Raw genomic sequence first — 503 nt, 5'->3', positions numbered from 1 at the left:
CTTCGAGACCCTCGGGCTGCAGACCTACCTCACCGCCGGGCCGAAGGAGGCTCGCGCCTGGACCATCAAGAAGGGCGCGACCGCGCCCGAGGCGGCCGGCGTGATCCACACCGACTTCCAGCGTGGCTTCATCAAGGCAGAGATCGTGTCGTACGACGACCTCGTGGCCGCCGGCTCGATGGCCGCGGCGAAGTCGGCGGGCAAGGTCCGCATGGAGGGCAAGGACTACGTCATGCAGGACGGCGACGTGGTGGAGTTCCGCTTCAACGTCTGAATCGGCGTAAAAGCGCAGGTCAGAGGGGGTGTGGACCCTGCGGTCCGCACTGAGTCCGCAAGAATTTCAGCGTGACGTGCTCGCAAGGCCTGTTCTGAGGGCGCGCGTGGGCTCTTTGATCTGTCTGTGGCTCGGCTTCACCTGGGGCTTTGGCGGGCGGTATGACCGTGGCCAAACGGTTCTGCGGGGTGGACTACCCGGCGTCGTAGATGGCTTGGTTTCGCTCAAT

At 65.0% G+C, this 503-nt stretch carries 1 protein-coding gene; it reads left to right on the top strand.

Going from position 1 to position 503, the window contains the following annotated elements:
* The coding region (locus tag PV363_RS17915; protein ID WP_301023110.1) for a DUF933 domain-containing protein at positions 1 to 274 on the top strand (274 nt) is incomplete at its 5' end.
* Positions 275 to 503: the final 229 nt, after the last annotated feature.

This window comes from Mumia sp., assembly GCF_028803055.1.
Lineage (GTDB): Bacteria > Actinomycetota > Actinomycetes > Propionibacteriales > Nocardioidaceae > Mumia.
This window is presented reverse-complemented; position numbering and strand designations above follow the sequence as displayed.